Source organism: Stenotrophomonas maltophilia, from assembly GCF_047782825.1.
Taxonomy (GTDB): domain Bacteria; phylum Pseudomonadota; class Gammaproteobacteria; order Xanthomonadales; family Xanthomonadaceae; genus Stenotrophomonas.
Genome location: NZ_CP180589.1, coordinates 812,010 through 837,259, shown reverse-complemented (window position 1 = coordinate 837,259; position 25,250 = coordinate 812,010). Strand labels below are relative to the sequence as shown.

At 66.7% G+C, this 25,250-nt stretch carries 25 protein-coding genes; 13 read left to right on the top strand and 12 right to left on the bottom strand.

The window, feature by feature from the left end; translation table 11 throughout:
* Nucleotides 1-63: 63 nt before the first annotated feature.
* A complete protein-coding gene (locus tag ACM2ZB_RS03840) occupies nt 64-1,068 on the bottom strand; it encodes an alpha/beta hydrolase family esterase (protein WP_416057513.1) in 1,005 nt (334 codons plus the stop codon).
* A gap of 236 nt (nt 1,069-1,304) precedes the next feature.
* Here ACM2ZB_RS03840 and ACM2ZB_RS03835 point away from each other — a divergent pair, with 236 nt between their 5' ends.
* The 4 genes from ACM2ZB_RS03835 to ACM2ZB_RS03820 are packed head-to-tail and all read left to right on the top strand — an operon-like array spanning nt 1,305 to nt 8,236.
* A complete protein-coding gene (locus ACM2ZB_RS03835; RefSeq protein WP_416058615.1) occupies nt 1,305-3,479 on the top strand; it encodes a TonB-dependent receptor in 2,175 nt (724 codons plus the stop codon).
* Between the two features lie 11 nt (nt 3,480-3,490).
* Nucleotides 3,491-4,369: an alpha/beta fold hydrolase gene (locus ACM2ZB_RS03830; protein ID WP_416057512.1), complete on the top strand. Its 879-nt coding sequence runs from the start codon at nt 3,491-3,493 to the stop codon at nt 4,367-4,369.
* Complete coding sequence (locus tag ACM2ZB_RS03825; protein ID WP_416057511.1) at nt 4,366-4,848, top strand: MaoC family dehydratase; 483 nt, start codon at nt 4,366-4,368, stop codon at nt 4,846-4,848. The genes ACM2ZB_RS03830 and ACM2ZB_RS03825 overlap by 4 nt, the downstream gene beginning before the upstream one ends.
* A 52-nt stretch (nt 4,849-4,900) precedes the next feature.
* Entirely contained in the window at nt 4,901-8,236 is a 3,336-nt protein-coding gene (locus ACM2ZB_RS03820) for a PAS-domain containing protein (protein ID WP_416057510.1), read from the top strand.
* A 4-nt stretch (nt 8,237-8,240) separates the two neighbouring features.
* On the opposite strand, the gene ACM2ZB_RS03815 is transcribed toward ACM2ZB_RS03820, so the two are convergent.
* Entirely contained in the window at nt 8,241-8,945 is a 705-nt protein-coding gene (locus ACM2ZB_RS03815; RefSeq protein WP_313436128.1) for a response regulator transcription factor, read from the bottom strand.
* Nucleotides 8,946-9,074: 129 nt separating this feature from the next.
* Here ACM2ZB_RS03815 and ACM2ZB_RS03810 point away from each other — a divergent pair, with 129 nt between their 5' ends.
* Nucleotides 9,075-10,715 carry a fatty acid--CoA ligase gene (locus ACM2ZB_RS03810; RefSeq protein WP_416057509.1) on the top strand — a complete coding sequence of 547 codons (1,641 nt, stop codon included), beginning with the start codon at nt 9,075-9,077 and terminating at the stop codon, nt 10,713-10,715.
* Nucleotides 10,716-10,744: 29 nt separating this feature from the next.
* On the opposite strand, the gene ACM2ZB_RS03805 is transcribed toward ACM2ZB_RS03810, so the two are convergent.
* The 5 genes from ACM2ZB_RS03805 to ACM2ZB_RS03785 form a co-directional block, all read right to left on the bottom strand.
* A complete protein-coding gene (locus ACM2ZB_RS03805; RefSeq protein WP_416057508.1) occupies nt 10,745-11,242 on the bottom strand; it encodes a hypothetical protein in 498 nt (165 codons plus the stop codon).
* Nucleotides 11,239-12,372, bottom strand: a complete 1,134-nt coding sequence (locus ACM2ZB_RS03800; RefSeq protein WP_416057507.1) for a hypothetical protein — start codon at nt 12,370-12,372, stop codon at nt 11,239-11,241. The genes ACM2ZB_RS03805 and ACM2ZB_RS03800 overlap by 4 nt, the downstream gene beginning before the upstream one ends.
* Nucleotides 12,373-12,525: 153 nt before the next feature.
* Nucleotides 12,526-13,053: a hypothetical protein gene (locus ACM2ZB_RS03795; protein WP_416057506.1), complete on the bottom strand. Its 528-nt coding sequence runs from the start codon at nt 13,051-13,053 to the stop codon at nt 12,526-12,528.
* A 61-nt stretch (nt 13,054-13,114) separates the two neighbouring features.
* Nucleotides 13,115-13,405, bottom strand: coding sequence for a hypothetical protein (locus tag ACM2ZB_RS03790; RefSeq protein ID WP_416057505.1), 291 nt, complete (start codon nt 13,403-13,405; stop codon nt 13,115-13,117).
* Nucleotides 13,406-13,477: 72 nt separating this feature from the next.
* Nucleotides 13,478-14,659, bottom strand: coding sequence for a YbfB/YjiJ family MFS transporter (locus tag ACM2ZB_RS03785; RefSeq protein WP_416057504.1), 1,182 nt, complete (start codon nt 14,657-14,659; stop codon nt 13,478-13,480).
* Nucleotides 14,660-15,172: 513 nt separating this feature from the next.
* On the opposite strand from ACM2ZB_RS03785, the gene ACM2ZB_RS03780 reads away from it, so the two are divergent.
* The 5 genes from ACM2ZB_RS03780 to ACM2ZB_RS03760 all read left to right on the top strand — a co-directional run bounded on the left by ACM2ZB_RS03780 (nt 15,173) and on the right by ACM2ZB_RS03760 (nt 17,974).
* The gene (locus tag ACM2ZB_RS03780; protein WP_416057503.1) at nt 15,173-15,529 is read left to right on the top strand and encodes a hypothetical protein; all 357 of its coding nucleotides are present in this window, start codon (nt 15,173-15,175) and stop codon (nt 15,527-15,529) included.
* A 47-nt stretch (nt 15,530-15,576) separates the two neighbouring features.
* A complete protein-coding gene (locus tag ACM2ZB_RS03775; RefSeq protein ID WP_416057502.1) occupies nt 15,577-15,972 on the top strand; it encodes a hypothetical protein in 396 nt (131 codons plus the stop codon).
* Between the two features lie 115 nt (nt 15,973-16,087).
* A complete protein-coding gene (locus ACM2ZB_RS03770; RefSeq protein ID WP_416057501.1) occupies nt 16,088-16,693 on the top strand; it encodes a TetR/AcrR family transcriptional regulator in 606 nt (201 codons plus the stop codon).
* A 111-nt stretch (nt 16,694-16,804) separates the two neighbouring features.
* A complete protein-coding gene (locus ACM2ZB_RS03765) occupies nt 16,805-17,485 on the top strand; it encodes a type 1 glutamine amidotransferase domain-containing protein (protein WP_416057500.1) in 681 nt (226 codons plus the stop codon).
* A 96-nt stretch (nt 17,486-17,581) separates the two neighbouring features.
* Nucleotides 17,582-17,974, top strand: a complete 393-nt coding sequence (locus tag ACM2ZB_RS03760) for a hypothetical protein (RefSeq protein WP_416057499.1) — start codon at nt 17,582-17,584, stop codon at nt 17,972-17,974.
* A gap of 7 nt (nt 17,975-17,981) precedes the next feature.
* Here ACM2ZB_RS03760 and ACM2ZB_RS03755 read toward each other — a convergent pair whose 3' ends face one another.
* From ACM2ZB_RS03755 to ACM2ZB_RS03745, 3 genes are read right to left on the bottom strand one after another with little or no spacing between them, the layout of a single operon-like run.
* Nucleotides 17,982-18,578 carry an NADPH-dependent FMN reductase gene (locus ACM2ZB_RS03755; protein ID WP_416057498.1) on the bottom strand — a complete coding sequence of 199 codons (597 nt, stop codon included), beginning with the start codon at nt 18,576-18,578 and terminating at the stop codon, nt 17,982-17,984.
* A 48-nt stretch (nt 18,579-18,626) separates the two neighbouring features.
* A complete protein-coding gene (locus ACM2ZB_RS03750; RefSeq protein ID WP_416057497.1) occupies nt 18,627-19,211 on the bottom strand; it encodes a hypothetical protein in 585 nt (194 codons plus the stop codon).
* Nucleotides 19,212-19,240: 29 nt separating this feature from the next.
* Nucleotides 19,241-19,618 carry a hypothetical protein gene (locus ACM2ZB_RS03745; protein WP_416057496.1) on the bottom strand — a complete coding sequence of 126 codons (378 nt, stop codon included), beginning with the start codon at nt 19,616-19,618 and terminating at the stop codon, nt 19,241-19,243.
* A gap of 168 nt (nt 19,619-19,786) precedes the next feature.
* Between ACM2ZB_RS03745 and ACM2ZB_RS03740 the strand changes: the two genes are divergently transcribed.
* A complete protein-coding gene (locus ACM2ZB_RS03740) occupies nt 19,787-20,695 on the top strand; it encodes a GAF domain-containing protein (RefSeq protein WP_416057495.1) in 909 nt (302 codons plus the stop codon).
* Nucleotides 20,696-20,738: 43 nt separating this feature from the next.
* On the opposite strand, the gene ACM2ZB_RS03735 is transcribed toward ACM2ZB_RS03740, so the two are convergent.
* The gene (locus tag ACM2ZB_RS03735; protein WP_416057494.1) at nt 20,739-21,410 is read right to left on the bottom strand and encodes an NAD(P)H-binding protein; all 672 of its coding nucleotides are present in this window, start codon (nt 21,408-21,410) and stop codon (nt 20,739-20,741) included.
* Between the two features lie 293 nt (nt 21,411-21,703).
* Here ACM2ZB_RS03735 and ACM2ZB_RS03730 point away from each other — a divergent pair, with 293 nt between their 5' ends.
* Nucleotides 21,704-22,399, top strand: a complete 696-nt coding sequence (locus tag ACM2ZB_RS03730; RefSeq protein ID WP_416057493.1) for an HAD family hydrolase — start codon at nt 21,704-21,706, stop codon at nt 22,397-22,399.
* Between the two features lie 61 nt (nt 22,400-22,460).
* Here the strand turns inward: ACM2ZB_RS03730 and ACM2ZB_RS03725 are convergent, their stop codons facing one another.
* A complete protein-coding gene (locus tag ACM2ZB_RS03725) occupies nt 22,461-24,695 on the bottom strand; it encodes a TonB-dependent siderophore receptor (RefSeq protein WP_416057492.1) in 2,235 nt (744 codons plus the stop codon).
* A gap of 228 nt (nt 24,696-24,923) precedes the next feature.
* Here ACM2ZB_RS03725 and ACM2ZB_RS03720 point away from each other — a divergent pair, with 228 nt between their 5' ends.
* Nucleotides 24,924-25,202, top strand: coding sequence for a hypothetical protein (locus ACM2ZB_RS03720; protein WP_416057491.1), 279 nt, complete (start codon nt 24,924-24,926; stop codon nt 25,200-25,202).
* The last annotated feature ends 48 nt before the right edge of the window (nt 25,203-25,250 follow it).

Here is a 25,250-nt window from a genome sequence, read left to right as displayed (position 1 = left end):
GTCGAGCAAGCTCGACGCTACGGCCGGCGCGGGAGTCGGTCCCCGCGCCGGCCGGGGTGTGCCCTAGCGCTGGTTGTCCTTGAGGAACAGCCAGGTGATCAGGGTGGCGTCGGGGCCTTTGGGGTCGGTGAACGGCAGGCCGGACTGGCTGCCGCTCCAGGCGTGGCCCATGCCCTGCACTACGTAATGCTGGGCCAGCGTGCGTCCACCGTAGGTATAGGTATCCACGGTGTAGGCACGGCCACCTGGCACCTGGCCGTGGTAGGTGCTGGTGGGCACGTACTTCACCGAATCATTGTCCTGCCCATCGTCTGCCAGGTCGTTGGTCTGCAGGAACTGACGCACGGCCTGCTGGCCGTTGACCGGGTTGACGGTACTGTCGGCCGTTCCATGGAAGACCAGCACCGGGATCGGCCGCGGCGACGGCGAACCCGAGCACTGCCAGGCCAGGCGCCCGTTGCTGTCCGGCGAATAGATGCTGCCCGCCAGCAGGGCATAAGCGCTGCCGGATACCGTGGTCGCGCCCTTGTACATGCCGCCGGAGTGGATGGCACCGGCGGCGAACACATCCGAATAGCAGGCCAGCATGATGGAGGTCATCGCACCGCCTGCGGAAATGCCGGTGACGTAGACCCGGTGCGGATCCACCGCATAGCTGGATTTCACCTGGTCGACGATGCTGGCCAGGATCGACGCTTCGCCGCTGCCACGGGCCTGGTTGATCGGCAGCTGCCAGTTCCAGCAGCGCGCCGGGTTGGCGGTGACGTTCTGGCGTGGGTAGACCACGATGAAGCCTTCGGTATCGGCCACGTCGTTGAAGCCGGACGCCTCGCCCATCAGGTTCGGGCCGGTCACGCAGCCATGCAGCACCAGCAGCACCGGCAGTGGCTGGCTGGCCTGGTAGTTGGCCGGCACCCACACCTGGTATTCGCGAGCGCCGAACACGTTGCCGTACAGGCCCACATCCCAATGGCCAGGAACATCGGCGGCAGCGGAGCTGGCCGCCGTCGCCAGCCAGGTGCAGAGCCCCAGCAGCAATGCCTTGATCGAATCGATTCCAGAGTTCATGCCCAGATCCTCATGCGTGAGTCGTGGATGAAGTGGTACCGGGTAGCGGCGCCTGCTGGCGCGTTCCTGTGGGGATGGGCCCAGTATCCGCATCTGCGCCCCCCTGCCGACTGGACCTAGGTCCACTCGCGAGGGGCGTGCGGTGCCGCTAGCCTTGCCTGCATGGGTGGCATTGGGCCATCTGCAATGGACATGCCTTGGGGGAGGAGCGAATGCAACGGAACTGTTTGAGCCTGATGATCGGCGCGCTGCTGGCGGCCGGACCGGTACTGGCACAGGAAGCGCCGCAGGCCGCATCGCCGGCAGGCAGGAACGCTTCGGCCACCAACCTGGACAGCATCGTGGTGACCGCGCGCAAGCGCGAGGAGACCCTGCAGGAAGTGCCGGTAGCGGTCACCGCGTTCACTTCCGAAGCGCTGGACAAGATGAACGTCCAGGACCTCAGCGCGCTGGGCCCGCAGGTTCCCAACATGACCATCTATGCGGCGCGCGGCGCCAGCAGCACGGTCACCGCCTATATCCGTGGCGTCGGCCAGTCCGATCCCACCTGGGGTTCCGACCCGGGCGTGGGCATCTACCTGGATGATGTCTACATCGCGCGGCCGCAGGGCGCCCTGCTGGATGTGTTCGATGTCTCGCGCATCGAGGTGCTGCGCGGCCCGCAGGGTACGCTGTACGGCAAGAACACCATCGGCGGCGCGATCAAGTACATCTCGCGTGGTCTGCCCACCCAGACCGAAGGCTTCGCCCAGATCACCGTTGGCAACTACAGCCAGCTGGACGCCAAGGCGGCCATCGGCGGCCCCATTGGCGGTGCCGACAGTGGCCTGCGTGCCCGGGTGGCAGTGGCCAGCATGAACAATGATGGCTTCGGCGAAAACACGATCAACGGCCAGCCGGTCAGCGACAAGCAGATCAACGCGGCACGCCTGAACCTGGGCGCGTACGCGGGAGACGACTTCGACGTGCAGTTCGCGCTGGACTGGATCGATGACAGATCCGGCATGCGCGGCTCGAAGATGCTGGCGCCCAATCCGTTCCTGCCCGCCTATCAGCCGATGGACAGCCGCTATGACATCCGCTCGGGCATGCGCAACCTCAACAACGTGGAAAGCAAGGGCGCGTCGGCCACGGTGAACTGGCGGCCCAATGAAGATTTCGCGCTGAAATACGTCGTGGCCAAGCGCGAATCGGACAGCCAGGGCAACGTCGATTTCGATACCACGCCGGTGAAGCTGGCCGATGTGAGCGGCACCTACAACGACAACCAGATCAGCAACGAGCTGCAGCTGAACTACGATGCCGGCGGCCGTGCACGCGGCGTGGTGGGCCTGTACCAGTTCAGCGGCGAGGCCGGCGGGCAGATCCAGAACAATTACTTCAGCGCGCAGTTCGCCGACAACCAGGGCAAGGTGCTGACCGACAGCATCGCCCTGTATGCCGACTGGACCTTCGACCTGACCAGCAAGCTGAAGCTGGACCTGGGCGCGCGCTATACCGACGAAGACAAGCGCGCCATCGTGCTGAACCGGCTGTATGCTGATCCCGGCTTCAGCCGCCCGGTGGCCGTGACCGCAGATTTCGACAAGAAGACCAACTTCAGCAACGTCTCGCCCAAGGTGTCGCTGGATTACCAGATTACCCCGGACATCATGGTCTACGGCCTGGCCACGCGTGGCTTCAAATCCGGTGGTTACAACATCCGCGCCAATGCGGTGGCGGTGCCCCGCTCGGCCGAGCCCTTCGATGATGAAACCGTGGACAGCTTCGAGATCGGCAGCAAGATGGCCTTCTTCGACCAGCGCCTGTTCCTGAACCTGTCGGCGTTCCACAACAAGTACAAGGATATCCAGCTGTCGGTGTTCACCGGCATCGATACCAACGGCGATGGCATCGATGATTCCTTCTTCGGGGATTTCACCAACGCCGGCAAGGGCACGGTGAACGGCCTGGAAGTGGAATACCAGTACCTGCCCAGCCAGCACTGGCTGATCTCCGGCAACCTGGCCTGGCTGGATGCCAAGTACGATGAGTACATGGACCGCGGCGTGAACGTGGCACGGCAGATGAAGTTCACCAACGCACCGGATTTTTCCGGGGCCTTGAACGTGGAATACCGCACCGATCTGGCCAACGGTGGCAACCTGTCGGCGCGGGTGACCTACAGCTACCAGAGCGAAGTGTGGCCGACCACCGACCTGAGCCCGGTGATCCGCCAGGATGGCTATGGGCTGGTCAATGCAGGGGTGATCTGGCGGCTGGATGATGCCTGGACGTTCTCGATGCAGGGCACCAACCTGACCGACAAGGAATACCGCACCACCGGCTACAACATTCCGGCGGTCGGCACGCTGATCGGCTTCTATGGCCCGCCGCGCCAATATAGTCTCAGCGTCCGTTACGATTTCTAGGAAGCTTCTGCATGACGCAGTCTTACGACGATCTGTACTGGAACAGTGATGATGGCCTGCGCCTGCACGCGCGCGACCATGCACCGGCCGTGGGGCAGACACCCCGCGGCACGGTGGTCTGCATTCCCGGCCTGACCCGCAACGCAGCCGACTTCGATGCACTGGCGCAGCCCCTGACCGATGTGGGCTGGCGGGTGATTGCGGTCGATCTGCGCGGGCGGGCCGGTTCCGAACGCGCGCACGACCCGTCCAGCTACAACGCACGCACCTATGCCGATGACATGGTGGCGCTGCTGCGTTCGCAGAACATTGCCAGGGCCGTATTCGTGGGGACATCGCTGGGCGTGCTGGTGACCATCACCCTCGCCGCGCGGACGCCAGGCCTGGTGGCCGCTGCGGTGTTGAACGATGCCGGCCCCAAGGTGCCACGCGAGGCGCTGGCGCGGATCGGCCAGTACGCCGGCAAGCCCGTACCGCCGATGGACCTGGAGGCGGCCGCCGCGTACATGGGCACCATCGGCAAGGCGGCTTTCCCGCGCTACACCTTGGATGACTGGCGGGCGATGGCCCAGCGCACCTTCCGCCAGCGCAGTGATGGGCTGATGGAGCTGGACTACGACCCGGCGGTGATCCGCACCACCCGGCCGTGGGTGCTATGGCTGCTGCGGCCGGTACTGTGGCGGGCGGTGCGCGGGCTGACCGCGCGGGTGCCGGTGCTGGTGGTGCGCGGCGCACTGTCGGACATCTTGCCGGCTGACGTCGCACGGCAGATGGTCGCAACCGCGGATAGCGCACGCCTGGTGGAAGTGCCCGACGTGGGCCATGCGCCCATGCTGTCCGAGCCGGAGGCGCGTGATGCGATCCTGGGCCTGCTGGAGCGGGTGCGTTGAGCGCCACCGACCCGGCCACGCTGCCCGCCGCGCTGCAACCGCTGCACCTGTGGGCTTCGCAGGAGCGGCTGGGCCTGGCCACCCGCATCGAACAGTCACGTATTGATGCCTTTGCCGCTGCAACCGGTGACCACAACTGGATCCACGTCGATCCAACGCGGGCGCAGGCCCAGCTGCCCGGTGGGCAGACCATCGCCCATGGCTTCCTGCTGCTCTCGATGACGGTGGAGGAAGACGTGGCCGCCCTGACCGGCTTTCCCGGCATTGCCCATGTCCTGAACTACGGCTTGAACAAGGTGCGCTTCCTGGCGCCGGTGCCGAGTGGTTCGGACATACGGGTGCGGTCGCAGCTGGTGTCATTGGAGCCGCGCCAGCCCGGGCAATGGCTGCTGACCCAGCGCAAGACCGTGGAGCTGCTGCCCAGCGGTGAGGTGGCGCTGGTGGCCGAGCAGTTGTCGCTGGTGGTGGTCGCCACCTGACCCCCACCCGGCCCCGCTGCATGCAGGCGGTGGTTCTCTCTACACTGGAGCGATGTTGACGCCTTCCATCGTCCTGTTCGCCTGTATTGCGTGGACCGTTCTGCTGTTTGGCGTGGCCTTGTGGGGCGAACGCCAGGGGCACCGGCTCTCGCGCGTGTGGCCGGTGGTCTATGCGCTGTCGCTGGGCGTGCACTGCACGGCATGGACCTACTACGGGGCCGCCTCGCAGGGCGTGCAATGGGGCTTCCCCATTCCCCCCACGCTAGTGGGCATGGCGTTGATCTTTGCCTTCGGCCTGCCCTTCCTGGCCCGGCTGGGGCGGTTGGCCAAGCAGCACAACAGCGCCACCATCGCCGATCTGGTCGTTGCGCGGCTGCGTGCCGACCAAGGCTTGGGCATCACCATCACCCTGGTCGCGCTGTTCGGCATCATTCCGTATATCGCGCTGCAGTTGAAGGCAGTCAGCCAAGGCCTGGGGGCGCTGCTGGGCAATCGCTTCACGCCGGCAGGCTGGCAGCTGGACATGTCGTTCTGGTTCGCACTGACCATGGCGGCGTTCACCCTGCTGTTCGGTGCACGCAAGGCCTCGGCCACCGAGCACAACCGTGGCATCGTAGTGGCGCTGGGGCTGGAATCGGTGTTGAAGCTGGTGGCCCTGCTGGCCATCGGTCTGTATGCCGGGCTGTCGGTGCAGCATGCCGGTGCACCGTTGCTTGAAAAGATGGCCACCCTGCCACCGCCTGCGGTGGTGCCCGACTACCTGACCATGGTCGCACTGGGTGCGATTTCAGCGTTCACCCTGCCCCACCAGTTCCATGTGGGCGTGGTGGAGCTGCGCAGGCCTTCGGACATGAAGACGGCGCGCTGGCTGTTCCCGGTCTACCTGCTGCTGATCGGCCTGCCGTCGGTACCGATGGCGCTGTATGGCGCTTCGCAGCTGCCGGCGTCGGTGTCGCCCGATCTGTACGTGCTGGCATTGCCGCAGGCCGGCGGCCACCACCTGCTGGCCCTGGTCGCCTACCTGGGCAGCCTGAGCGCGGCCACCGGCATGATGATCCTGTCCGGGCTGACGCTGTCGATCATGCTGGGCAACCACGGTGTGGGCTCGCGCCTGCTGGGCGGTATCGATGGGGGACTGGCTGCAGGCGATCTGCGGCCGCGCGTGCTGGCCTTCCGTCGCGCCGGCATCGTGGCCGTGTTCCTGATGGCGTGGCTGTACAGCCGCGCGATGAGTGATACCGAAGCGCTGAGCGATTTCGGGCTGATGTCCTTTACCGCGCTCTCGCAGCTGGCGCCGGCGGTGCTGCTGGCGGTGTATCGGCCGCGCACTCCGTCGCCGGCGATCATTGCGGGCATCGTGGTCGGGTCGCTGGTCTGGCTGTGGCTGGTGCTGCTGCCGATGATCGTGCCCGCCGCACCGCCGTCGGCCGACCCCGATGGCCTGCACTGGCTGGCCCTGCTGTCGATGCGCCTGCAGCCGGGGCACATCGCCATCAGCATGGGGACCAGCCTGGCCGCCAACCTGCTGACCGTGCTGCTGGTGGCGCGTGCAGTGCGGCCATCGCTGCCGCGGCAGCGCGATGCGGTGGCGGCCGCGTCGCTGCGCAAGACCGCTGGCCGGTTCCTGGGCCAGGAACGTGCCCGCCAGCTGATGGATGGCCACGCCGGGCAGATGCTGGACGATGACCGGGTGACCGCCATCGAACGCGAGCTGACCGCGGTGGTCGGTGCAGGCATGGCGCGCCTGCTGGTGGAGGCCGCCCGCGATGGAGGTGCCGCGCCGCTGGATGCGGTCACCCGTGCGGTGGGCGAAGCGACCCAGGCGCTGCGCTTCAACCAGCAGCTGCTGGAAGCCGCGCTGGAAAACATGAGCCAGGGCATCAGCGTGGTCGATGCACAGCTGCAGCTGGTGGCCTGGAACAGCCGCTATGCCGCGCTGTTCAAGTTCCCGCCGGAGCTGCTGCAGGTGGGGCAGCCGGTCGCCCATCTGACCGCCTGGGCCCTGGGCCAGCTGCGCATCGGCCAGGTTCCCGGTGACAGCCCGGAACGCGCCCTGCAGCGCCGCGTGGTGCATATGCGCCGCGGCACCCCGCACCTGTCCGAGCGCATCTTCCCCGACAACACCATTGTCGAGATCCGCGGCAACCCGATGCCGGGCGGCGGCTACGTGGCCACCTTCACCGATGTGACCGCGTTCCGTCGCGCCGAAGATGCACTCAAGCGCAGCAATGAAACGCTGGAACGCCGCGTGCAGGACCGTACCGCGCGGCTGGAACAGGCCGTGCACGAAGCCGAACGCGCGAACGTGGCCAAGACCCGTTTCCTGACGGCCGTCGGCCATGACCTGATCCAGCCCCTGCATGCGGCCCAGCTGCTGACCGATGCCATGTCGCAGCACATCGAATCGGAATTCCTGGACAGCTTCCTGCGGCAGATACGCGGCGCGCTGGATTCAACCGACGATCTGCTGTCGGGCCTGCTGGACATCTCGCGCCTGGAAGCCGGTGGCCTGGTGGCCGATCCGCGCCCGTTTGCGCTGTCCACCGTGCTCGACCCCCTGGCCCAGGAGTTCGCCGTACTGGCGGCCGCACGTGGCCTGCAGTTCGGCTATGTACGCAGCCGCGCCTGGGTGCACAGCGATCCGCTGCTGCTGCGCCGGGTGCTGCAGAACTTCCTGGCCAATGCCATCCGCTACACCCGCCAGGGTGGCGTGCTGCTGGGCGTGCGCCGCCACGGCGATGGGCTGTCCATCGGCGTGCATGACACCGGCCCGGGTATTACCCTGGAACATCAGGCGGTGGTCTTCGAGGAATTCCACCGCGTGGACCGCAGCAATGGCCAGGGGCTGGGTCTGGGCCTGACCATCGCCCACCGCATTGCCGATCTGCTGCATGCACCGCTGCAGCTGCGCAGCGTGCCGGGCCGTGGCTCGGCCTTCTCGATCCGCGTAGCCCGTGCCACGCCGCCTGCGGCGCCGCGCAATGAGCCGATCGCCAGCGGTGCCAGCACGGTCAAGGGCCTGCGTGTGCTGGTGGTCGACAACGATGCCGAAGCGCTGCACGCCCTGCGCCAGCTGCTGCTGTCCTGGGGCTGCGATGTGACTACGGTCGCTGATGCCCGCGACGTGGGCCCAGATGCTGGCGAGGCTGCGCTGTGGCTGTTCGACTACCACCTGGATGACGGCGATACCGGTGTGGCGCTGTGGCAGCGGCTGGCACATGCGCACGGCCCGCGGCCGACGGTGATCCTCAGCGCCGATACGGGCAGTGACACGCGCGAGGCCGTGCGCAGCGTCGGGCTTTCGCTGTTGAACAAGCCATTCAAGCCGCTGGCACTGCGTTGGGCGATCAACCACCTGCTGGCCGCGCCCAGCACTGCACCCGCCTGAGCGATCAGGCGTCCTGCGGGTCTTCGATCTGCAGATCTTCGATGGGGCTGCCTTCGAGCTGCCGCGAAGGATCGGCCAGGCCCATTTCGTGAAGCACACGAATGGCCTGCGCACGATTGCGCACCCCCAGCCGGCCCATGATGCGGGTCATGTGGGCCTTGACCGTGCGCAGCTGCACGCCCAGCCGGTCGGCAATCTGCTTGTTGAGCAGGCCTTCGGCCACCAGGCTCAATACCTTGTACTGGTGTGCGGACAGGCTGGCCAGGCGCGCCGCCAGGTCGGCATCCTTGCTGAAGGGCGCGATGCGTGCCACCGGTTCGCGCAGCAGCGCCGGAATCCAGCGTTCGCCCTCCAGCACCGATTGCAGCGCAGACTGCAGTTCGCTCAGGCCCGAACTCTTGGGCAGATAGCCGGCGGCGCCCAGGTCGATGGCACGACGGATCACCTGCGGCTCTTCGTTGGCCGACACGATGATGATGGCCAGGCCCGGCTGCAGCGCACGGATGGTGGCCAGGCCGGCCAGCCCATGGTTGCCCGGCATGTGCAGGTCCAGCAGCATCAGATCGATCGACTGGCGTTCGAGGGTTTCCAGCACGCTGTCCAGCGAATCGGCCTCGCTGATCTGCAGATCGGCAACCGCCTCTTCGGCCGCGCGATGCAGTGCGGCGCGGAACAAGGGGTGGTCATCGGCGATGAGCAGGGTCGGCATGTCAGGGCGAGATTAGCAAATCGCCCACGGCGCGGCACAGGTACCTAGGTACGCTGGCGCGGGCGGCAGGGATTGCTAGTGTGGCCGCATCACGCCCGGACGCTGATGCGCCACCCACGAGGATCCCGCATGTCACCCGCCCCCGCCGCACACGCCTATCCGTTGCTGATCAAGCAGCTGCTGCATACGCCGCTGGCAATCAATCCCGCACAGGAGATCGTCTACGGCGATTCGGTACGCTTCGACTACCGCACGCTGCAGGAGCGCATCGGCCGTCTGGCCGGGCTGCTGACCACGCTGGGCGTGAAGCCTGGCGATACCGTGGCGGTGATGGACTGGGACAGCAACCGCTACCTGGAAAGCTACTTCGCGGTGCCGATGATCGGTGCGGTCCTGATGATGGTGAACATCCGGCTGGCACCGGAGCAGATTGCCTATACGCTGAACCACAGCGGCGCACGCGTGATCCTGGCCAACCGCGAGTTCCTGCCGGTGCTGGACGGCATTGCGGAACAGCTGCCCGATCTGCGCACGCGCATCCTGCTGGATGATGCCGGCGGTGCGCTGCCGGCCGGTTTCGTGACCGAATACGAGGCCGGCCTGCGCGGGGCGGAAGCGGTCACCGACTTCCCGGATTTCGATGAAAACACGCGCGCCACGATGTTCTACACGACCGGCACCACCGGCCTGCCCAAGGGCGTCTACTTCAGCCACCGGCAGCTGGTGCTGCACTCGCTGGCGGCGATGGCCGCGCTGGGCAGCCCGGCCAGCCAGGGGCGCATGCACCGCGGCGATGTGTACATGCCGATCACCCCCATGTTCCATGTGCATGCCTGGGGTGTGCCCTACGTGGCCACGTTGATGGGCATCAAGCAGGTCTACCCCGGCCGCTACCTGCCCGGCCACCTGCTGGAGCTGATCGCACGCGAGAAGGTGACGTTCTCGCATTGCGTGCCGACCATCCTGCACATGCTGCTTGAGCACCCCAGCGCGGCGCAGACCGATCTGCACGGCTGGAAGGTGATCATCGGCGGCGCGGCGCTGCCCAAGGTGCTGGCGCAGCGGGCGCTGGCCCTGGGGGTCGACATCTTCGGGGGCTACGGCATGTCCGAGACCTGCCCGCTGCTGACCCTGGCGCAGATCGACATGGCGGCGGTCGCCAGCGCGGAAGAAGAACTGTCGCTGCGTACCAAGGCCGGCATTCCGGTGCCGCTGGTGGACCTGCGCATCGTTGATGCGGACATGCGCGATGTTGCCCACGATGGCATTGCCACCGGTGAGGTGGTGGTGCGCGCACCGTGGCTGACCCAAGGCTATCTGCACGATCCTGAGGCCTCGGCCACGCTCTGGGCTGGCGGCTACCTGCATACCGGCGACATCGGCAACATCGACGCGGGCGGCTACCTGCGGGTGACCGACCGCATCAAGGATGTGATCAAGACCGGCGGCGAGTGGATTTCCTCGCTGGCGCTGGAGGACATCATCGCCATGCACCCCGCAGTGAACGAGGTGGCGGTGATCGGCATTGCCGATACGAAATGGGGGGAGCGTCCCCTGCCCCTGGTGGTCCGCCAGACCGGCAGTGAGGTGAGCGAAGCGGAGATCATCGAACTGGTGGCCGCGCGCAGCCGCTCGGGGGATATCTCACGCTATGCGATTCCCGAACGGGTCCGCTTCGTGGATGCGATCGAGCGCACCAGCGTGGGCAAGATCAACAAGAAGAAACTGCGCAGCCTGCATGGAACGAGTGCGGAAACGGGCGCCGGCTGATCGACGGCGCATCGCAGGCATTCAAACCATCAACGGCAGCTGCGGTTGAGCGTGCTGGCCAACTGGCTGCGTGCCTCATCCACCGCCTCGCTCAGCACGCCTTGGGCGGAGGCTTCCGAGCCGATCCAGTTCATCTCCGCCGCCTGACCGCGCACTACGAACGCGGGCTGGCCGTCAGTCTGTACGCTGAAAGCGGCCACGCCCATGCGCGAAGCGTTCTGGCCGCCCAGGTACAGCTTCTGGATCGTGACGGTGACCGCAGGGGCATCTGCGGCCGTCGACCACCCGAGCACCTGCAGCGCCTCGCGGATGCTGGTGGTGACATCGCTGAAACTGAAGGCGTTGCCACCCAGCATCCCGGCCTCTTTCGAGGAACGCGCATCGACCACCTGCGCCAGGCGAAACGGGCAGGCCAGGCGCTCGGTGGTGGCCGTGGACACGTGCCGGATGTCGGCACGATCCAGCCGCGTTGCGCAGCCGCCCAGCAGCGCGATCACTGCCAGCGCTGCCGGCACGCGCAGGTTCATGGCGTGGTCGATGGCGTGCTGGTGCTTTCCTTCGGGCGGTACTGTTCCCAGAAGGTGCTGCGCGGTGCTGTGGATGCGGGCGCAGGCGCGGGTGCTGCCGGCGCTGCGTGTTGTACGGCCGGCTGTGCCGCGGCGACCTGCACTGGCACTGGCGCGGCCGCTGCTGCCTGCGGCGCGTCCAGCAGCGCGGCATCCAGCTCGGCTGCGGCCACTGCCCCGGCATCGGTCGTCGCAACAGTGGTGGCTGCCACCGGTGTGTGTACGGCCGGCTGGTAGGCGGGCGCCGCACCGGGCCTTATCGTCTGGTAGGCGGTCAGGTTCTGCATCTGCCTGTTGCCGGCGCGCACCCAGATCGCATCGGCATTGCGGCGCTCCACGCGGCCCGGAACATTGCGGCCGGCGATCTCGGTGCGTCCCTTCACCTTCTGCGCCCACTGCTGGCGGCCTTCGGCAGAGAAGTCGTACAGCAGGATCGCCACGGCCTGATCCACCGATTGATCCATCACCTGGCGCAGGCGCTCGGCGCCCAGCCCGGTCCAGGGGCCGGTCTGCATCGGCACCGCATTGGAAAGCGTGGTGCGGAACGTGTACGGACGGGTGAACGCGATCTTGCGCTTGACCCCGCCACGGCGGGCTTCGCGGTCCTCCAGGGTGACCTGCAGGGTCACGTACATCGCGCTCATGGTCTGATCCAGCGCATAGCGCGGCCGGATCACCAGGGCGCGCGGCGGCATGGCCTGCAGATCAGCGCGCCCCTCCCACGGCAGGTTGGAAATGCTCACGACCGGGCGGGTGGCGATGCCCGATTCCGGCAGCCCGGCCTGCAAGGCGGACGCCAGGCGCTGCTGGAAATCGTAGTCGACCATCATGTTGCGCAGGGGCAGCACCGCGTTCTCGCCCTTCTTGCTTTCCGAATTTTCGATCATCGAGCCGAGCAGCGCACCGACCAGACCAAACTGGCCTGCCAGGCCGGCCGAATATTCCGGCACGTCCACCGCAATCTCGTGCTGGGTCAGCAGGATCTCCACCGGCAGCTGGTCGCCCAGCGGCATGGGCAGTTCGGCATCCTTGGCCAACGCAGGCGCACTCAGAACGCTCAGCCCGAGGGCCAAGCACAGTCGCTTCAACATGATCATCCCCTGATTCAGAACCGGCCACGGCCGGCTGCGCGCCCGGATGGGCGGCCCCGGCGCCATGTTTATCCCAAGGCTGTGGGGTTGTAAATATGAGCTGGCAGGGGCATCAGGCCGGCCAGACTACGCCAGGTTCACCCAGCGCACTCATCAACCCGGCCGCCGCCAACGATCATCATTGCCAGGCACCACGCTGGCGATGGCAGGTTCCGGCACCGGCGCGCTGGCGGGCGAGCGGACATCCAGCGCCAGCCGCTCCCGCGCGTACTCGCGCAGCGACGCACTGGCCTGCCTGCGGTTGCCACTACGCAGCATCTGGTAGGCGTTCGCACACAGCGCCACAGGCGTGAACAACAGCCCGAACGGAATCCCCCACCACCCTGCCAGCAGCGTGCCTGCCGCCGCCTTGGCCTGTGCCCTGCGTGCGCAGGACGTGCACGCAATGAAGGTGCGCTGGCTCATGCGGGTGTAGATCACGGCCGACCAGACGAACACGCTCCGGTGGAACTCCACGTTCCCGGGCATGCCGCACCGGCTGCAGGCGCCGTTGCGGATGCGCGCGGTCTCGGCATCGATGCTGGCCACGGGTACCGCTGCCACCAGCTTGATCAATCCTGCTTTCTGCGCGTGGCAGGCCTTGCTGCAGAAACGGAAACCGTGATCCTTCACGCCGCCCATGGCGACGGTCCTCTTGCAGGTATAGCAAGGCCCCATGATCTTCCCCGATGGTGGGTAACGCCTAAGCCCGAGACAGCGCGAGCCAACGATGGACCGCATACGCCAGGCAGGCCGCCATCGGCAGCAGGCTGACCCACATTGGCAGCTTCAACGCGAACAGCATGATGGCGCTGGCAACCATCGCCAGCGCGCCCAGGCCGAGCAGCCAGGCATCCAGCAGCGCGACGTCGGTTGCGTCCTTCGACCAGCGGTTGCGCGGCCGCCCCTTGGCCTCGCGCCGGCGCCGCAGCAGCCAGACGCCGGTAACGAAATCGACGATGCCTTCGACAAGATCCCCGATGAAGCCAGACATGCACGTTCCCTGGTGGCCGGCCTGAATGCGGCGATCTTCATCGGCGCAAGGCGGCGCCGTCAAGCCCGGGGCTTACCCCGCCCGCTGCTGCACCTCGGCCCGGTACAGCAGCACCGCGCCGCAGCCCATCAAGACCGCGGTGGCCACCAGCGCGCCCTGGTAACTGCCGGTGGCCCGCGCCATGTAACCGGCCACGATGGGCCCGATGATCTGCGCAACGCCATAACCCAGGGTGATGCGGGCCATGGCCCTGGACGGGTTGGACGGTACGTGCCGCCCCACCAGCGCCAGGGTGAGGCTGACGATGCCGACGAAGGTTGCACCGAACAGCGCCGCCGACAGCAGATTGACCAGCGCGCTGCCCGACACGGCCGGCAGCAGCATGCCCACGCCTTGCAGCAGGTAGGCGAGCATCAGGGCACGAGTGGCACCCATGCGCCGGGCAATGCGGTCCCATACGAAGGTGGACGGCAAGGCCGCCAGGCCTACGATCACCCAGACCCAGCCGCCCCTGCCCTGCAGCACCGGCAGCCGTTCAAGGATGGCCACGATGAAGGTCGCGCCGATCACGAAACCAAAGCCCGCGCACAGGTAGGCCGCATTCAACAGGCGCATCCAGCGGATGTTGCCGGCCGCCGCAGTGGCCGTGCTGGACGGTGCCGCTACCGCGCCATCGGGCGCCGGCATCCAGCACCAGGCCGGCACGAAGAACAGCAGCCCCAGCAGCCCCAGTGCGATCCATTGCCCGGACCACGGCAGCACTCGCATGGTCAGCACCACCGCCGCGCCGGAAACCACGATGCCGATGCCCATGCCGGTGAAATGCAGCCCCAGATCGGGCCGGCGGCCGTGCCGCAGCAGCCAGTTCAATACCAAACCGGACGCCAGCAGCAGGCCAGCCACACTGGACAGGCCCGACAGGAACCGCAGCACACCCCACACAACCGGGTGGGTGGTCATGCCCATTGCAACGGTACTGGCGACAGCCACCCCCAGGCCGATGCGGTAGAGCACGTACCTGCGGCGAAGATCGCCTGCCGATGCCGCCAGCAGCGTGCCTGCCATGTAACCGGCGTAATTGATCGCCGCCAGCCAGCCGGCAGCCACATACCCCAGCCCGGCCTGCGCCTTCATGATCGGCAGCATGGGCGCGTAGGCGAAGCGCGCCAGGCCAACGGTCAGCACCAGCGCGCAGATGCCCGCAAGAATCACGCGGTAGGGCGTCTCCGGCGCTTCACGTCGGTCGAGGGTCATCGTGTTCCGTTGCGTGGGGTGGCATGGCGCCACACTACCATCCACATTCCGAGGCAGGCCGTCGGCGCGGCGATGTCGCGTTTGCCTCGCTTGAACCAAGAGATGCGGCAGGGCCTCGGCAAAATGCAGCGCGCATGAGGGATGTCTGCAAAGCCTTATGCGCCTTGGGGTCTGTTCGAATCCGAGCCTGTGCAACAATGCAGAAAGCGTCGAGGGGCGTGGCGGATTTGACCCCAGCCCCTAGCCACATCACGCAACCGGGCGTAATCCTAGTTTCGCCACCGAAAAAGGGTGGCCGGGGACTCGAAATTCCCGGTTGTATGACTGTTGTTTACGCTTGCCAGCCGGCACCGCCCTGCGTGGTGCCGGCTGGCAATCCGTCTGCCGGCTATGGCGGGCGGTGCGTGGGGGCCATGTGCCCGCCCGGTTTCAGTCATACGCCGGAATTTCGAGCCACGCATCGTCCGCCACCTTTAACGGTGGCGGCTTCTGCCTGCACGCAAGGAGCCAGCCATGACCGAGTCCTTCTCCCCTCCCCCCACGCCCATCCAGGAAGCTGCCGCTGACGGGCCCGCGCACGACCCCAACAGCCTTACCGCTCTTCTGCACAGCATCGGCGCCGGGGCGGCATCCGATGGCCAGCCCTGGCCCGAACGCCACCAACTGCGCGGCCGGCAGATGGCGCTGGCCGATGCCGATTGCGCCCTGGCCGGCCAGCGCATCATCCACGAAATCCTGCTGGCGGCCGAACGCGCACGCCAGAACGGCGAGCCGGATCACTACGTCGGCGACCGCGTGATGGAGGGCCTCGCCATGGCCTGCCTGGCGCTGGGAATCTTCATCCAGGAACGCGTGCGGCCTGCGGCCTGATGCGGGCGCAGGCGTTCGCTGGAACCGATGTTCAAAGGAGTTGTTTCATGAAACTGCATGACTGTGCCGGCGCCGTGCTGGCTGCGTTCCTGTTGTTGCTGCCGGTATCCGCGTGGGCCGCGCCTTCGCCGCCGCAGGTGCATACGTACGAGGTACTTCAACCGCGGCAGTTTGAGATTATTCGCAGCCATGCCGAGGCGTTTGTCAGTGCCAAGGCGCTGCAACCGTACACGCTGGATACGGGCGAAGCACCAACGGCGTGGTTCCAGATTCGTTACCAGGGGCGCGTGGTGCTGGCCGCGGAATACGCCCGACCACAGTTGGTAATCCGCGTGCCGGCCGGGGTCGACCAGCTCGCGCCCGATGTCCTGCAAGTGCGCGATGGTTTCCGATACTTGCTGGAGTACCGGAGCGGATGCGGGCGGCCGAGGTTTTCCCTGTAGCTGAACCCATGCTCGGCTTCAGGTTCGAGTCGAGCATGGCTCGACTCTACAGTTACAGCACCGGCACCTGCAGCCTCACTAGACGACCGGTCTAATCTAGCGTACTATCCTCCTCATGAACTCCCCCACCGACACCGCACACACCGACGTCCGCCAGAAGATCCTGGCCAGCGGCCGCCGCACCATGGGCGGCAAGGGCTTTTCGGGCGTGGGTCTGAACGAGGTCCTGGCCGCTGCCGGTGTGCCCAAGGGCTCGTTCTATCACTACTTCGCCTCGAAAGAGGCCTTCGGCGAGGCCCTGCTGCAGGACTACTTCGACCAATACCTGGCAGAAATGGACCAGATCTTCCGCGCGCCCGGCCAGACCAAGGCGCAGCAGCTGGAAGCCTATTTCGTGGCATGGATGGACAACCAGTCCTTCGACAACTGCCAGGGCAAATGCCTGGCGGTGAAGCTGGGCGCCGAAGTGGCCGACCTGTCCCCGGCCATGCGCGCGGCGCTGAAGGACGGCACCGACGGCATCATCGCGCGGCTGGCGCGGGCCATCGAGGCCGGTGCTGCGGAAGGCTCGCTGCAGGCGGGCAGCGATGCGGCGGCCCTTGCCCAGAGCCTGTACCAGCTGTGGCTGGGCGCCAGCATCATGGTCAAGATCGTCCGCACCGCCCAGCCGTTCGACAATGCAGTGCGCACCACCCGGCAGGTTCTTCACCTTTTCCTGTAAAGGGAAAGGCTCTACTCGGCACTTCATGCGAAGTGCTTTTTTGCGCCCCCAAACGAGACGACCAGTCTAATACAAACTCCGCAGCATCCTTCACCGACACAGGAAGCCCTCATGAAAGTCCTCATCGTTCTCACTTCGCACGACCAGCTGGGCAATACCGGCCACAAGACCGGCTTCTGGCTGGAAGAGCTGGCCGCCCCCTACTACGCCTTCAAGGACGCCGGTGCGGAGATCGTACTGGCCTCGCCCAAGGGCGGGCAGCCGCCGCTGGATCCGAAAAGCAACGAGCCTGCGTTCCAGACCGATCTGACCCGCCGCTTCGAAGCCGATGCGGCGGCCAACGCACAGCTGGCCAGCACCGTGCGCCTGGACAGCGTGAACCAGGCCGACTTCGACACCGTGTTCTACCCCGGCGGCCACGGCCCGCTGTGGGATCTGGCCGAAGACGCGAACTCCATCGGGCTGATCGAATCGTTCATCGCCGCCGGCAAGCCGGTGGGCCTGGTCTGCCACGCGCCCGGCGTGCTGCGCCACGTCAAGGTTGACGGCAAGCCACTGGTGGCCGGCAAGAAGGTCACCGGCTTCACCAACACCGAAGAAGAGGCCGTGGGCCTGACCCAGGTGGTGCCGTTCCTGGTGGAAGACACGCTGAAGGATCTGGGCGGTGTCTATTCCAAGGGCTCCGACTGGGGCTCGTATGTGGTGCAGGACGGGCTGCTGATCACCGGCCAGAATCCGGCATCGTCGGAAGAAGCAGCGTCGATACTGATGAAGTGGTTCGACAAGGCCTGAGCCGGGCCGCTGCACGGCAGGCGCGTGGCCATGCCGGCCGCGCGCCTGCCCATGCTAGGTTGGGCGCACAGGCCATACCTACTGCGGGCAGACCCCATGAGCAGACCCAAGGCACCCACGGCCACGGCTGACCACGCGCCGCCGCACCTGTTCAACGCCCTGCGCGACCTCCTGCTGCGCCACCGCGATGCGCTGCAGGTGGTGCACGATGATGCCGACCACTTCTACGCCAACAGCCACAAGGCCGACGCCAAGGGCAAGGCGCAGTTTCTGGGGGCGGTGAAGGTGTCCGGCCGCAGGCACGCGTTCCACTTCATGCCTGTCTACGATTTTCCCGACCTGCTGGACGACATCAGTCCCGCATTGAAGAAGCGCATGCACGGTAAATCCTGCTTCCATTTCGAAGCAGGCGAACCTGACGTGCTAGCGGAGCTGCAGGCGCTGGTCGACCGCGGCGTGGCGCGCTACGAAGAATCAGGAAAGATCTGAAGGGCGCTCAGGCGCGCCCTTCGCCCCGCACCAGGCGCATCCACGACTGGAAGCCCTCCAGGAACCGCCCCAGCCGCTTCTGCGTACCCGCATCGAACGCCCCATTGTCTGCGCCGAACAGGGATGAAGCTTCGGCCACATACAGCTGTGGCGCAGCCATGGTCAGCGCGCCCATTGCAGCCAGTGCATGGCGCAACTGCGCCTGCGCCAAGCGGGTGCCCCACTTGCCCGGCGTCGCGCCCATGATTGCCACGGGCTTGCCGGCCAGCACATCGCGATGCCCGGCATCCTCGCGCGACAGCCAGTCCAGCGTGTTCTTCAGAACGCCCGGCAGCGACTGGTTGTATTCCGGCGTGGCGATCAGCACGCCGTCGGCGGCGGCCACCGCAGCGCGCAGGCGCTTCACTCCCTCCGGGCCACCGGCGGTTTCCGTTTCCAGATCTTCATCAAACAGCGGAATATCGGCAATGCCGGGGTATACGGTCACCACAATGCCTGCGGGCGCAGCCTGGGCGGCGGCTTCAATCAGGTGCCGGTTGTAGCTGTTGCGGCGCAGGCTGCCGGCGAAGGCGAGCACCTGCAGCGGTGCGGGGGAATCAGACATTGCGAAGGTTCCTGGGCGAGCCGATGGTAGGGGCGGCGCGCAATACTCTCATGGCGTTGTCTTGTCTTCCTGCGGCAGCGTCGTCCCGCTCCCCGTCTCAACCTCCTTGTTTTCCGCAACGGCAAGCGCGCGTACAAACGGGAACTTCTCCAGCAGCCACGGGTATTCGGCCGCCAGCGTTGCACGGGCCTCGGTTTCCCTGTCCGTGACCTGGATCATGTCGGCCGGTGTCCCGCTGCGCGGATGCCGTTCCAGTTCCAGCTCGGGGTGCATGCCCACCCGGATCTGGCCGATGTAATTCAACGTGCCGGGCTCGATGGTGAAGCTGTAGGCCTCGGCTTCGGGCACGGCCAGCCCCGTCTGGCCCATGGCGATCCAGCCGATGTAGTAGCGACCGGCCTTGACCCGCCGTGTCTTGATACCCGGCTCGCAGGTGGTCACGCTGCTGAAGCGGTACAGCCCCAGGGCGCCGGTGGAGGGCGTGCCCGGGCGGTACAGCTGCACGAACCGGGTCCATCCCGCACACACGGTAGTTGCGACCAGGATGCCCTCGTTGGCACCCAGCTTGGCGGTCGGCTTGATGTTCTCGATGCCGGCACGCGCCGATGCCGAGAACGCAAGCAGAACGAGCATGCAGATCCACTTCATTTGGAGCCTCCTCCTCAGCGGATGAACAGCGGCAAGGCCAGGATGCTGTCGCAGGCCGGCGTGCAGCTGCGGAACTGCTCGGCGAGTGCGTCGGCGCTGGGCGCGCCCGGTGCGGGTGTCGCCAGCCGGGTGTGGAAGGGATGGCGTTCCAGCAGCCAGGGCTGCGTCTGCTGCTGCAGGCGCAACGACTCCGCTTCGCGATCGCGTACCGAAATCCAGGTCGGCCTGGAGTGCTGGCGGTCGAACAGTCCGGACACCACAACCTTACCGATGTAGGTCGTTTCGCCTGCGCCCTTCAGTGTGGTGCACCCACCCAGTACCGTCGCGAGCACTGCCGCGACCATCCACGAAATCCCTTTCATCGTGCCTGCCCCCTGGTTCAGGCGGAGCATACGGGGTCCGCTGCCGCCGCGCCATCGAGCGCGTGGGATGCTGCAGCCGGCCGATTGAGGGATGCGCCGGGCGTGCCCCGCCCAGCCGGGATTCACCCTGCACGAACGCTTCTGTTCCATGATAGACGGGCATCCGAACGATCCAGGAACACCATGACCGAACATGCCATGCCTGCCCTTTCCGAAGCCGAACGCCAGCGCGCACTGGACGCGCTGCACATTGTCGGCAGCCTGCCCGAACCGTCCTACGATGACATCGTGAAGGTGGCCGCTGCGGTCTGTGGCACGCCGATGGCCCTGGTCACCCTGATCGATCGTGACCGCCAGTGGTTCAAGGCGCGCGTGGGCGTGGACGGCAGCGAGACCGACCGCGACGTGGCGGTCTGTGACCATGCCATCCGCCAGCCCGAGCAGCTGCTGGAAGTGGGCGACCTGAAGCAGGACAGCCGCTTCGCCGACAACCCGGTGTTGAACGAAATGGGCGCGCGCTTCTACGCAGGCATGCCGTTGGTGACCCGCGAAGGCGCTGCGGTGGGCAGCGTCTGCGTGGTGGACCTGTCGCCGCGTTCGCTCAGCCAGGCGCAGCGCGAAGCCCTGCAGGCCCTGGCCCGCCTGACCATGACCCTGATGGAGGCGCGCAGCCGCGAGCGCGAGCAGGAAGTCGCCGCGCTGATCGAGCAGAGCCCGGTGGTCAACGCCTCCGGTGCAGCGGGCACCGCCTGCACCATTGTCATCCTGGAACTGCAGGATCTGGCGGGCCTGGCCCAACAGATGGGCGAGCGCAGCCTGGAACGCCAGCTGCTGCAGCTCGATGCCTCACTGGAGCAGTGCCTGGACAGCAGCCGCGGCGACAGCATCAACCGCGTGACCGGCAGTGGCGAGTTCGTGGCGGTACTGGGCAGCGACCAGGCCGATACCACCCTGGCCGCCCTGCAGGCCGTGGCCGACGAGGCGTCCTCGCGCCTGGCCCGTCCTCTGCTGCTGGGTGCCGCTGCGGGCGAGAGTGGCGAAAGCACGAATGCGGTGTTCCTGCGCGCCGACCAGGCGCTGAGTGCGTGCAAGGACGCGCTGCGCTGAGGCAGGCAACCCGGCAGAAACCTGCGCGCCACCGGCGCCTGCTTCAGCCAGGTTTTCCGCTGCGTATCCAGCGACCGATCGAGTCGACTACGGGTTCATCGCCCGTGGTCAGTTCGATGATCTCGCGACTGACGGCGGGCATGTCAATCAACGCCAGCAACGTGGACGCCACATCATCACGCGGCACTTCGCCATAGGGGATGGCCGGCCCGGTGCGCACCCGACCACTACCTGTGCTGTCGACCAGCGTGCCGGGCCGCAGGATCACCCAATCCAGCGGGCTTTCAGTCAGATGCACGTCCGCGCGCTTCTTCACCACCATGTAGTTTTCGAAGGTATCGGACAGGTGCTTGCCGCGCCCGGCTTCGGGGAAGGCAGACACCAGCAGGAAGCGCCGAACCTGGGCTGCGGTGGCTGCGGCGACGGCCAGTTCCAGCCCTTTGCCATCGATGGCGTCGGTCATGGCCGTGCCGCCCTTGCCGCCGGCCCCTGCGGAGAACACCACCACATCGCTGCCCCGCATCAAGGCGGCCAGTTCACCCGCCTGCAGCTGCAGTAGATCACCCTGCACCGGTTCGGCGCCCAGCGCACGCAGTTCCTCGGCCTGGGATGGCGCGCGGTACAACGCCAGCGCTTGATGACCGGCGGCAGCCGCCTGTTCGGCAAGACGCCGCCCGATCTTGCCGGCGCCACCGATGATGAAGATCCGAGCCATGCGTTGCGTCCGTGTGCAGAGAGGGACAGCATGCCTGAAGTGCGCTTCGGGGGATGTCAAACCTGCGTTGGTCAACGCGCCCTCCTGAATCAACGCACGGCCAACCCCGTAGCGTCGAGCTTGCTCGACTGCGCGCGATGCCAGAGCCACGGCAGTCGAGCAAGCTTGACTCTACGCCCGGGCCAGACGCCTGCTGCAGTCGAGCAAGCTCGACTCTACGGGGCCGCGCGCGGCTGCGGTCTATGGGAAAATAGGGGGCAGCTTCCCCCGTTGGTTGTTGCAAGGAGTTCCCGATGTCCCCCTTCCCCTTCGATGCCGTGCTGTTCGACTGCGATGGCGTGCTGGTCGATTCCGAGCCGCTGGTCGCCCGCGTGCTCTCTGAAATGCTGACCGAGCGCGGCTGGCCGCTCACCCAGGCACAGGCCGGTGAGGTCTTTCTCGGCAAATCCGTGGCCGGCCTGGCCAGCGTCATCGAAGAACGTACCGGCAAGCCCTTCACCGATGAATGGCTGGACGAGTTCCGCCACCAGCGCAACATCGCGCTGGAGCGCGACCTGACCGAGATTCCTGGCGCCCCGGCGGCCGTGCGTGCCATCCATGGCGCCACCGGCGGCCAGATCGCCTGCGCCTCCGGCGCAGACCTGTTGAAGGTCAAGCTGCAGCTGGGCAAGGTCGGCATCCTCGATGCTTTCGGCGACCACATCTTCAGTGGCCAGGACCAGCCGCGGACCAAGCCGCACCCGGATGTCTACCTGGCCGCTGCTGCAGCGCTGGGCGTGGACCCCACCCGCTGCGCGGTGATCGAGGACACGGTGACCGGCGCCACCGCCGGTGTGGCCGCCGGTGCCACGGTGTTCGGCTACAGCCCGGGCGGCCAGTTCCACAGCACGCCCGAGGCCCTGCGCGCCGCCGGTGCCCACGTGATCTTCGAATCGATGCAGGATCTGCCGGCGGTGCTGGCGGCGTACTCCGCCAACGCCGCCGCCTGAGCGCTGCGGCCAGCGCCGTGCCCTGCGGGACCGGTGCTGGCAGCGCGCCCTCAACCCCGCTTCACCAGCTGAAGCGGGCCGAGGCGGTCACCGTGCGGCCGGTGCCGTAGTAGCACGAGGACACGCCGGTGCAGGTCGACACGAAACGCTTGTCGGCCAGGTTGCTCACGTTCAACGACAACTGGGTACCGACTGCGCCGTACTGGCCGATGTCGTAGCGGATGGCCGCGTCCCACAGCGTGTACGAAGGGATCTGGTACAGGTTGGCGCTGTCGCCGTAACTCTTGCCGTTGTAGCGCACGCCGGCCGCCAGGCTCAGGCCTTCCAGCGCGCCGCCCTGGAAGGTGTAGTCACCCCACAGCGAGGCGGTCCAGTCCGGCACCATGGCCAGTTCCTTGCCGGCATAGCCGTTGTTGCTGCGGGTCACTTCCGATTCCATCCATGCCGCAGCGCCGATCACGCTGAAGCCTGCCAGCGGGGTGATGCGCCCTTCCAGTTCCACGCCGCGCACACGGCCTTCGCCGTCCTGCACCTGGCACTGGCTGGTGCCGGTGGTGCCGCAGGTCTTGTGGCTGGTGTCCGGATCATCGGTCAGCACGTTCTGCTGGCGCAGGTCATAGGCCGAGAGGGTGATCAGGCCATCGAAACCGGCCGGCTGGTACTTCAGGCCCGCTTCCCACTGCTTGCCGGTGATCGGGTCGAACGGCGTGCGCTCGTACGACTGGGTCGCGGTGCTTCCGGCCGGCTGGAACGATTCGGCATAGCTCAGGTAGGGGGTCAGGCCGTTGTCGGCCACGAACAGGATGCCGGCATTGCCGCTGAACGCTTCGTTCCTGATCCGGCTGGGCGCACGCGCACCGTAGCGCTGGGTGGCCACGGTGTAGGCCTGGGTCCAGGTGTCATCGCGGGTCCAGTCGTAGCGACCGCCAAACGTGACGCGCCATTTGTCCAGCGCGATCTGGTCCTGCAGGTAGGCGCCGGTCTGGCGGTTGATGCCGCCGGAGTAGCCGATCGAGGTCGTGGCGGGGATATAGCCGCTGTACACCGGGTTGAAGATGTCGATGGGCGTAGGCGTATCGGTAGCCGTGCCCATGGCGCCGCGCGCGGCGGTCCAGTCGGCCTTCTGCCAGTCCACGCCCAGCAGCAGGGTGTGTTCGGCTGCGCCGGTGCTGAACTTGCCGGTCAGGCGCGTATCGGCGGTGTCGCCGCGCGAATCACCTTCGCCCCAGGTCGCGCGGCGCTTCTGCGTGCGGCCATCGGCATTCAGCGCGCCATTGGTGACCACGCTGCGGAAGGTCGATTCCACGTTCAGGCGGCGCGCGCCCTGGCTCAGCGTCCAATGCTCGTTGAAGGCGTGCTCGAACAGCCAGCCGGCCGACCAGATGGTGCGGTCGTAGGTGTTCCAGGTCGGCTCACCGATGAAGGTGCTGTTCTTCATGTGGCCATAGGGCGTGGCCACCAAGGTGCCGGCCATGGGCAGGAACTGGTAGGTGGAACCGCCGTCGTCGCGCTGGTACAGGCCGAGCAGGGTCAGGCGCGTGCGCTCGGCCATCTGGAAGGTGTAGCTGGGGGCCAGGAACCAGTGTTCCTGTTCGGTGTGCTTGATCTGCGTATCGCCGTCACGGTACAGGCCCACCAGCCGGCCCAGATGGCGCTTGTCGGCGCTGGCCGCGCCCACATCGAACGCGGCGTTGTACTGGCCATTGCCATCCACACCCAGCTGCACCACCTGCTGCTGGTCCGGCGTGGGCGTCTTGCTGACCTGGTTGACCATGCCACCCGGCGCCACCTGGCCGTACATCACCGCCGAAGGGCCCTTGAGCACCTCCACGCGGTCCAGGTTCCAGCTGTCGACCATCGTGCGGTTCCACTGCCCGCCCTGCGGTGCACGCATGCCATCGACGGTGACGTTGTTGCTCCAGCTGCCGGCATCGAAGCCACGGATACGGAAATCATCCACGCGGTTGTCGATGCCGGTACTTTCCAGTGACACACCGGCCACGTAGCGCATCGCTTCGTTGAGGTTCTGCACGCCGCGTGCGTCCAGTTCCTCGCGCGCGATGACCGACACCGACTTGGCCATCTCGGCCACCGGGGTATCGGTCTTGGTCGCGCCGGAGGTGTGGGTGATGGTGCGGTAGGCGTTGACGTGCACCGCATCCAGATCGGTGGGCGTCGCCCCGTCGGGCATTGCCGATTGCGCCTGGGCGGCCCACGGCAGGGCCAGCAGCGCGGCAACGGACACGGACAACAGCGAGCGCAGCGGCTCGCGGACGGGAGAGGCGATGTTCGGCATTGGGGAACCTGCTGGGAAGAGGCGCACCGGGGGGCGGCGGCAGCGGCGCTGGTCAAGGACGCGCTGCATCATATCAAATGCGAATGGTTCCCACTACCATCGACGCGACAATCGGTCGCAGGGCCAGGCCTGCGGCCATGACCACGGCGCCTTAACCGCCCCACCCTATGCTGGGCGCGCGCGGCATGCGTTGGCGCGCATTCGACATGGACCGCAAAAGGAAACTGCATGACCCGTCTGCACAGTCTGATCGTTACCGCCACCCTGTTGGCCGCCAGCCCCCTGGCCTTTGCCGAAACGGTGAACCTGACCAACAGCGCCGACGGCGCCAACCGCGATGCCGGCATCACGGCGGTGAAGAAGAAGCTCAGCGATGCCTGCACCGATCGGAAGGGCACGCCGGACGCGGCCTCCTTCGAGGTGGTCTTCGAAAAGACCAGTGAAAACCCCAACGTGCCCAAGCCCTATTACGTGGACGGCAAGATGAAGTGCGAACTGCCGGGCTGAAGGCAATGACGCCGGACGGTCTGTCCGGCGTATCTTCAACCGACAGGA